This window comes from Streptomyces sp. NPDC047042, assembly GCF_040644035.1.
In the GTDB taxonomy this organism is placed as follows: Bacteria; Actinomycetota; Actinomycetes; order Streptomycetales; family Streptomycetaceae; genus Streptomyces.
Window position 1 is genome coordinate 78,038 of the sequence record NZ_JBEYVP010000045.1, and the last position, 8,398, is coordinate 86,435.

Sequence of the window (8,398 nt, forward strand, 5' to 3'; positions counted from 1 at the left end):
AGCGATTGCGCTCGGGGGATTTCTCTGCGTATATTCAATGGTTCGCGACTTTAGCGAGATCAGATTGTGGATCAGATTGATCGAGTCGCGGAAAAGTTCAATGAGCAGAGTATATCCGAGCGGGAGCGGAATTGTCAAACAGGGGCGCAAACACGGAATCAACTCACGATGAATTGCTCGGCGAACAGGAATTCGTCGACGGGCTCTACGCCCGCGTCGACGTCCTGCGCGGCGACACCGAGCACTCCGTCACGGACGCGCTCGCGCAGGGCAGTACGCCGATGCAGGCCCGGCTCGAACGGGACGTCCTCGTCGCCGAGCGGTCGGGGCTGCTCGCCGCGCTGAACGCCGTCGACGGATCGCTCTGCTTCGGGCGGATCGATCTCACCTCCGGCGTCACCCACCACATCGGCCGTATCGGACTGCGCGCCGACGATGCCGAGCGCACCCCGATGCTCATCGACTGGCGGGCCGAGGTCGCCCGGCCCTTCTATCTCGCCACCGGGCACACCACGATGGGCCTGCGCCGGCGCCGCCACATCAGCACCGACGGGCGGCGCGTCACCGGCCTGCACGACGAGATCCTCGACCTCGGCGACGAGACCCGCACCGGCTACGAGGACCCCTCAGGCGACGCCGTACTGCTCGCCGCGCTCGACTCCGCCCGCACCGGCCGGATGAACGACATCGTGCAGACCATCCAGGCGGAGCAGGACGAGATCATCCGCGCCCCGCACCGAGGTGTGCTGGTCGTGGAGGGCGGGCCCGGCACCGGCAAGACCGCCGTGGCGCTCCACCGGGCCGCCTATCTGCTCTACGAGCACCGCGAACTCCTCGCCAAACGGGCCGTGTTGATTGTCGGACCCAACCCCGCCTTCCTCGGCTACATCGGCGAGGTGCTGCCCTCGCTCGGTGAGACCGGGGTGCTCCTCGCGACCGTCGGCGAGCTGTTCCCGGGCGTCAAGGCGACCCTCACGGACACGCCCCGCGCCGCCACCGTGAAGGGGCGCGCCGACATGGCCGACGTGCTGGCGGCCGTCGTACGCGACCGGCAGGGACTGCCCGACCCGGTCATCGCCATCGAGCACGACCGGGACATTCTGATGCTCGACGCCGGACTGGTGAACGTGGCCCGGGAGCGGACCCGCGAGGCGAAGCTGCCGCACAACGTCGCGCGCGAGCATTTCGAGGGGCACATCCTCAACACGCTGACCGAGATGGTCGCGGAACGCATCGGCACCGACCCGTACGACGGCAGCAACCTCCTCGACCCCAGTGACATCACCCAGATCCGCGACGACCTGGCCGAGAACCACGAAGTCTGGGCGGCCATCGACCAGTTGTGGCCACGCATCGGCCCGCGCCGACTGGTCGCGGACTTCCTCGCCGCACCGGACGGCTACGTGTCGGAGGCCGACGCGGACGCCATCCGGCGGCCGGTCACCCGGGCCTGGACGACGGCCGACGTACCGCTGCTCGACGAGGCGGCGGAGCTGCTCGGCGAGGACGACCGGGTCGCCAGGGCCCGGGCGGAACGCGAGCGCAGCAGCCAAGTCGCCTACGCACAGGGGGTGCTGGACGTTTCCTACGCCTCCCGGACGTACGAGTTCGAGGACCTGGACGCCGAGGACTCCGAGGTGCTGTCCGCGCACGACATCATCGACGCGGAACGCTTCGCCGAGCGGCACGAGGAGGACGATCTGCGCAGCGCCGCCGAACGGGCGGCGGCCGACCGGACCTGGGCGTTCGGCCACATCATCGTCGACGAGGCACAGGAGTTGTCGCCCATGGCGTGGCGGCTCCTCATGCGGCGCAGCCCCACCCGGTCGATGACACTCGTCGGCGATCCGGCGCAGACCGCCGAGCCCGGCGGCGTCGGCGCCTGGTCGGACATCCTCGAGCCCTACGTCCAGGACCGCTGGGAGCACGCCCGGCTGGGCGTCAACTACCGGACACCGGCCGAGATCATGGACCTCGCGGCGGCCGTGGTGCGGGCGGAACGACCGGACTTCGAACCGCCGACGTCCGTGCGGTCGACCGGGGTACGCCCGTGGGTACGGGCCGTCGGCGGCGCCGAGGGTCCGGCGGATTTGGCGGATCCGGCAGATCCGACCGCTCTCGTGGAGCTCGCCGGTGCCGTGGAGAAGGCCGTCGGGGAGTTGACGCCCGTCGAGGGGCGGCTCGCCGTGATCGCGCCGCGCGAGCTGCACCCGGAACTGGCCGAGCGGCTGGACGGGGTGGAGGCGGGCGCGGAGCCCGATCTGACGCGGAGTGTCGTGCTGCTCGATCCCCGGCAGGCCAAGGGGCTGGAATTCGACTCCGTGCTGGTGGTGGAACCGGGAGCCTTCGGTACCAGCGACCTGTACGTGGCGCTCACCCGGGCCACTCAGCGTGTGGGCGTGCTGTACCGGGGGGAAGTGCCGGTGGCGCTGGCCGCCGCTGATGTCGCTGCCGCTGTTGCTGTGGAGGGGTGAGGCGCGTGTGACCTGAGGGGCGAGCGTGCACCAAGGGTCACCAAGACGTAACAGTTCGCGCCATGGTCACTGCACGTGCACGGTTGGTGCGGTATGCGTGTCGGTATGGAAGCCCATCCGTTCACCACCGCGCCCGCCGACAGTCCCGCGCTCGAGTCGATGCCCGTGGAACCGCTGTTGACGTCGGAGTTCGACGCCGACCCGGGCGGGGTGTACGCGCGACTGCGGCGCACGTACGGACCGGTGGCGCCGGTGGGACTGATGGGCGTCCCGGTATGGCTGGTTCTCGACTACCGCGAGGTGCTGGAGGTACTGCGGAACGAGACCGTGTGGCGGCGTGACATCAGGTACTGGCGGGCCCGGGCGCAGGGCCGGCTGCCGCCGGACTGGCCGCTGCTCGCGGGGTACGAGGTGCGGCAGACCATGTTCATGGACGACGAGGAACACCTCGCCGCCCGCCACACCCATCACACGGCGCTGCGCCCGTTCCAGGACGCGCACACCCCGCAGGGCTGGGAGCTGCGGGCGACGGTCGCACGGTACGCCGACGAGCTGATCGGGATGCTGGCGGCCGAGTCGGGCACGGTGGGGTTCGCCGATCTGGGCGCGCAGTACACCCGGCCGTTGCTGCTGATGGTCACCACCAAGCTGTTCGGGTGCCCCGTCGAGCTCGGGGACGAGCTGGTCATGGAGATGTGGCGGATGCTGGACGGCGGGCCGGACTCGGGTCCGGCGACGGGTCGCGCGCTGGCCGCGATGACCCGGCTGGCCGCGCACCGGCGGGCGCGGCCCGGGGACGACCTCACGTCGTACATGCTGCTGGCCGACCCGGAGCTGTCGGACGAGCAGTTGGGGCGCGAGCTGTTCATGAACGCGGTGTACCTGAACGACATCACCGGCAACATGGTGCTGAACACGCTCCTCGAGGTGCTGCGCGGGAACGCGACCGTGCGGCGCAGCCTGTCGGCCGGGCAGCTCGGCGAGACCGTGAACCGGGCGGCGCTGGTGAATCCGCCGGTCGCCAACATGTGCTTCCGGTTCGCGGCCCGGGACGTGGAGTTGGGGAACTTCTGGATCCGCGGCGGGGACATCGTCTCGCCGTCGGCCGCAGCGGCGCACGGGGATCTGATGGCGATCGGGTCGTCCCACATGGTCGGTTCGGCCGTGAGCACGCGGGCGCATCTGGGGTGGGGTGCCGGGGTGCACCAATGCCCCAGCGCGGCACGGGAGTTGGGCGGCATGATCGTGAGTACGGCGGTGGGACGGATCTTCGACCACCTGGAGAAGGCCGAACTGACGTTGCCGGCGGACCAGTTGCCGTGGCGGACGGGACCGGTGGTACGGGGACTGCGGTTGCTGCCGGTGAGATACGAGCTGAGCGGCGTGGTGGGGCGGGGAGTCGCCGGTGCCGGCGTCGGTGGAGGGCTACAGGGGGAGACGGACGCGGTGGGGGAGCCGGTGCCGTCCGCAGGGGACCGGCAGCAGGTGAAGGGGCTGCTGGGGGCGTTGCGGAGGTTGATGTTCGGCGGACGATGACGAACGGCTGGGCGGCGGAGGCCGCCTCGCCCCGCCGCCCTTTCCACCCCCGCCACCCTTTCCACCCTTGCCGCCCGAAGCTACGGCGGATCCCGCCATCGCCCGGCGTACGTCACGCCGGGCGCAGCCACACCGTCGCCAGCGGCGGCAGCGTCGCGCGGATGCTCGCCGGGCGGCCGTGCCAGGGCTGGGGGTCCGGTTTCAGGGGGGCCGCGTTGTGGATGTCGGAGCCGCCGTAGCGCAGGGCGTCCGTGTTGAGGGTTTCCTGCCAGGCCGGGACCGATTCCGGGACGCCGATGCGGTAGTCGTGGCGGACGACCGGCGAGAAGTTGCTGATCGACAGAAGAGGGACGCCCTCCGCGTCGTAGCGGACGAAGGCGAAGACGTTGTCCTCCGCCGCGTCCCCGACCAGCCATTCGAAGCCCGCCGGGACGGTGTCCTGCTGCCAGAGGGCCGGGGTGTCGAGGTACACCGTGTTCAGATCGCGCACCAGATCCCGTACGCCCCGATGGTCCGCCTCCGCGCCGTACGCGGGATCCAGCAGCCACCAGTCCGGGCCGTGGGCCTCGGACCACTCGGCTCCCTGGGCGAACTCCTGGCCCATGAAGAGGAGTTGCTTGCCGGGGTGTGACCACATGAAGGCGAGGTACGCCCGCTCGGTCGCCCGCTGCTGCCACCAGTCGCCCGGCATCTTCGACACCAACGACCGCTTGCCGTGGACGACTTCGTCGTGCGAGATCGGCAGGACGTAGTTCTCGCTGTACGCGTACACCATGGAGAACGTCATCTCGTGGTGGTGGTGCTTGCGGTGGACCGGGTCGTGCTGCACATAGCCGAGCGAGTCGTGCATCCAGCCCATGTTCCACTTCAGGCCGAAGCCGAGGCCGCCGAAGCCGCCCGGGCCGGTGTGGTGCGTGGCCCGGGTGACGCCGTCCCACGCCGTCGACTCCTCGGCGATCGTCACGACCCCCGGGACCCGCCGGTACACGGTCGCGTTCATCTCCTGGAGGAAGGCGACCGCGTCCAGGTTCTCCCGGCCTCCGTGCTCGTTCGGGGTCCACTGGCCCGGCTCGCGGGAGTAGTCGAGGTAGAGCATCGAGGCGACCGCGTCGACCCGCAGGCCGTCTATGTGGAACTCCTCGCACCAGTAAACAGCGTTCGCCACAAGGAAGTTGCGGACCTCGCGCCGGCCGAAGTCGAACTCGAGGGTGCCCCAGTCGGGGTGGGCGGCCCGCAGCGGGTCCTCGTGCTCGTACAGCGGGCGTCCGTCGAACTCGGCCAACGCCCACTCGTCGCGCGGGAAATGGGCCGGAACCCAGTCCATCAGGACGCCGATTCCGGCGCGATGCAGGGCGTCCACCAGGTACTTGAAGTCGTCCGGGGTGCCCAGCCGGGCCGTGGGCGCGTAGAAACCGGTGACCTGGTAACCCCACGAACCGCCGAAGGGGTGCTCCGCCACCGGCATCAGCTCCACATGGGTGAAGCCCAGATCCCGTACGTACGCGGGTAGTTGCTCAGCCAGTTGACGGTACGTCAGGCCTGGTCGCCAGGACGCCAGATGCACCTCGTAGATCGACAGCGGGCCCTCGTGCGCCGGGACCTCGGCCCGCCGCGCCAGCCACTCGGCGTCCTCCCATTCGTGGCGCGAACTGTGCACGATCGACGACGTGTTGGGCGGGACCTCGGTCCGCCGGGCCATCGGGTCCGCGCGCTGCGTCTTCGAGCCGTCCGGGCGGGTGATCTCGAACTTGTACAGCTCGCCCTCGCCGACCCCCGGCACGAACAGCTCCCACACCCCGGTGGAGCCCAGCGACCGCATCGGATACGCCGTACCGTCCCAGAAGTTGAAGCCCCCGATCACCCGGACCCCGCGCGCGTTCGGCGCCCACACCGCGAAGCGGGTGCCGGTGACGCCCTGGTGGGTCATCGGCTCGGAGCCCAGCGCCCGCCACAGCTCCTCGTGCCGGCCCTCGCCGATGAGATGCAGGTCCAGATCACCCAGCGCGGGCAGCAGCCGGTACGCGTCCTCGACCTCCTGCACCTGCTCCTCGTACGCGATGACCAGCCGGTATTCCGGTACGCCCCGCAGCGGCAGCGCACCCGAGAAGAAACCGTCGCCGTCGTCGTGCAGCTCGGCCCGCAGTTCCCCGGAGACGATGGTCACCGACCGTGCGAACGGCCGCAGCACCCGGAAAGCGACCCCGCCCGGCACCGGATGCGCGCCCAGCACGGAGTGCGGGTCGTGATGCGTACCGGCCAGCAGCCGTTCGCGGTCGATGGCGTCCAACGCGGGGGAGGAGAGGAGCACGGCTCTCTCCGGAGTGACCTCCACCGGGGGCGCCGCCTCGACCAGGGGAGAGGTGGACGTCTTCGAGGTCTCCGGCGTGTCCGGCGCCTCCGGGGATTCCGCCTTCTCCGGGGTCCTCGCCACCTTCTCCGTCACCTTCCCCGTCTTCTCCGGCGTCTCCGTCACCTTCTTGCCCGCCTTGTTCTTCGTCTTCTTGTCCTTCGTCTTCTTCGTCTTCTTCGAGCCGTCGGACGGGGGGCGCGGGGTCACAGGCGGGGGCCTTTCGGAGGTGAGGCGGAGGGGGGGGTGGCGGGTGACGCGGAGTTTCAGCCGGGTGCGGACAGCCGGTGTATCGCCGACATCGGCACCGGAAGCCAGTCCGGTCGGTGCCGTGCCTCGTACACCACCTCGTAGACCGCCTTGTCCGTCTCGTACGCCCGCAGCAGTACGGGATCGGTACGCGGGTCCCGGCCGCAGGTCTCCGCGTACCCGGCGCAGTACGCGGCCCGGCACGCCGCCGCCCAGTCGGGCGAGCGGGGGTGGAGCGAGTGGGCGGCGTAGTCGAAGGAGCGGAGCATGCCCGCGATGTCCCGTACCGCCGGTTGCGGCAGCCGTCGTTCCGCGAGCGACTTCGACGGCTCGCCCTCGAAGTCGATCAGCGACCACTCCCCGGTCGGCGAACGCAGACACTGCCCGAGATGCAGATCGCCGTGTATGCGCTGGGCCGTCCATGTCTGGCCCTCGGCGGCGAGGTCGGCCAGCGCCTCGTAGGCCGAGCGCAGCCCGGGCCCGTAGGGGTGGAGGGCCGGTACGGCCTGGATCGCCGCGTCCAGGCGTTCGATCATGCCGTCGACCAGGGGGCGCAGCTGCGCGTGGCCGAGTGTCGTGGTGGGCAGGGCGCGGGCGAGCGCCAGGTGCACCTCGGCGGTGGCCCGCCCGAGCGCCCGTGCCTCCGCGCTGAAGTCCTCCCCCTTGGCCAGCTCACGCAGCGCCAGCTCCCAGCCGTCGGCGGCGCCTCGCACAAAGGGCTGGAGGACGCCGAGTACGTAACTGTCCTCGGCGTCGGGTTCCGCGTCCGGGGCGGTCGTCCCGGTGGCGTCGGCGCGTATCCATGCCACCGGGGCCGGCACCCGGGGGCAGCCCTCGCGGGCCAGGGCCAGCGGCAGTTCCAGGTCGGGGTTGACGCCCGGTACGACCCGGCGGAGCAGCTTCAGGATGAATGTGTCGCCGTAGACGATCGACGAGTTGGACTGCTCCGAGGTCACCATCCGGGCCACCAGCCCCGCCGGTATCTCGCCCTCGCCTCCGGCAGTGCCCTCGCCCCCTGTAGTGCCTTCGCCTCCGGCGGTGCCTTCGCCTCCCGCGGTGCCCTCGCCCCCGTCGCGGTCGAAGCGCAGCGAGCCGATCCGTGCCCGGGTCCGCATCGCCTCCAGGAGCACCTCGGCCGGCCGGGCGTCGTACAGGGCGTCGTACACCGTCCGGCCGTTCAGCGGGCCGCGGTCCACATGTCCGATCAGCGCGGGCGCCAGTCGCGGTGGCAGCGCCTCGCGCACGCCTATGAGCAGCTGGTAGCAGTCACCGGGGCCGTGCAGCGCGGGCTGATGGGCGCGTACGAGGAGGTGGTACAGGCCCAGTTGTCCGGTGATCGGCAGCAGTTCGGTGGCCGACACCAGGGAGAAGTCCGTGACCGGGCGTCCCTTGCCGGCGAACCAGCGCTGTCTGGGCAGCCATTCGCGCAGCAGTGGATCAAGGGACGTGAGGAGGTCGGGACTTGTCGTGGCGGAGCGGGTGATGGCTTCCGACATGGCGTCGCGTCCTTTGCCCGGGGCGGGGTGTGACTGATGCGTGCCCCCGGCGGGGCGGGAGAAACCGGCCCGCCGGGGTTCGGCACTTACGACCACATACGACCACGTACGACCGTGTATGCCAAGCACGAGTACGCAGGACGACTACATGCACGCAGCGCTACCGCGTCCTACCCGGCGGGGTCCGTCGCGTCCTTCCGCAGCCGGAACCAGTAGAAGCCGTGGCCGGCGAGGGTGAGGAGGTAGGGGAGTTCGCCGATGGCGGGGAAGCGGACTCCGCCGATGAGTTCGACGGG

The 8,398-nt window shown here is 70.6% G+C and carries 5 protein-coding genes; 2 read left to right on the top strand and 3 right to left on the bottom strand.

Annotated elements, in window-relative coordinates; translation table 11 throughout:
• The first annotated feature begins 173 nt into the window (after positions 1-173).
• Both ABZ855_RS39510 and ABZ855_RS39515 read left to right on the top strand, forming a co-directional pair.
• On the top strand, positions 174-2,474 hold the full coding sequence (locus ABZ855_RS39510) for a UvrD-helicase domain-containing protein (RefSeq protein WP_360815772.1): 2,301 nt from the start codon (positions 174-176) through the stop codon (positions 2,472-2,474).
• A gap of 105 nt (positions 2,475-2,579) precedes the next feature.
• Positions 2,580-4,010: a cytochrome gene (locus ABZ855_RS39515; RefSeq protein WP_360815774.1), complete on the top strand. Its 1,431-nt coding sequence runs from the start codon at positions 2,580-2,582 to the stop codon at positions 4,008-4,010.
• Between the two features lie 112 nt (positions 4,011-4,122).
• On the opposite strand, the gene glgB is transcribed toward ABZ855_RS39515, so the two are convergent.
• The 3 genes from glgB to ABZ855_RS39530 form a co-directional block, all read right to left on the bottom strand.
• Positions 4,123-6,567: a 1,4-alpha-glucan branching enzyme gene (glgB, locus tag ABZ855_RS39520; RefSeq protein WP_360815777.1), complete on the bottom strand. Its 2,445-nt coding sequence runs from the start codon at positions 6,565-6,567 to the stop codon at positions 4,123-4,125.
• Between the two features lie 56 nt (positions 6,568-6,623).
• Positions 6,624-8,102, bottom strand: a complete 1,479-nt coding sequence (locus ABZ855_RS39525; protein WP_360815779.1) for a maltokinase — start codon at positions 8,100-8,102, stop codon at positions 6,624-6,626.
• 170 nt (positions 8,103-8,272) lie between these two features.
• Positions 8,273-8,398: alpha-glucosidase C-terminal domain-containing protein (locus ABZ855_RS39530; protein WP_360815793.1), on the bottom strand; the 126-nt coding region annotated here is incomplete at its 5' end.

Excerpts from the sequence above, each read along its gene's own strand:
- ABZ855_RS39515 (WP_360815774.1), top strand. The coding sequence starts at position 2,580 with ATGGAAGCCCATCCGTTCACCACCGCGCCCGCCGACAGTCCCGCGCTC.
- ABZ855_RS39525 (WP_360815779.1), bottom strand. The coding sequence starts at position 8,102 with ATGTCGGAAGCCATCACCCGCTCCGCCACGACAAGTCCCGACCTCCTC.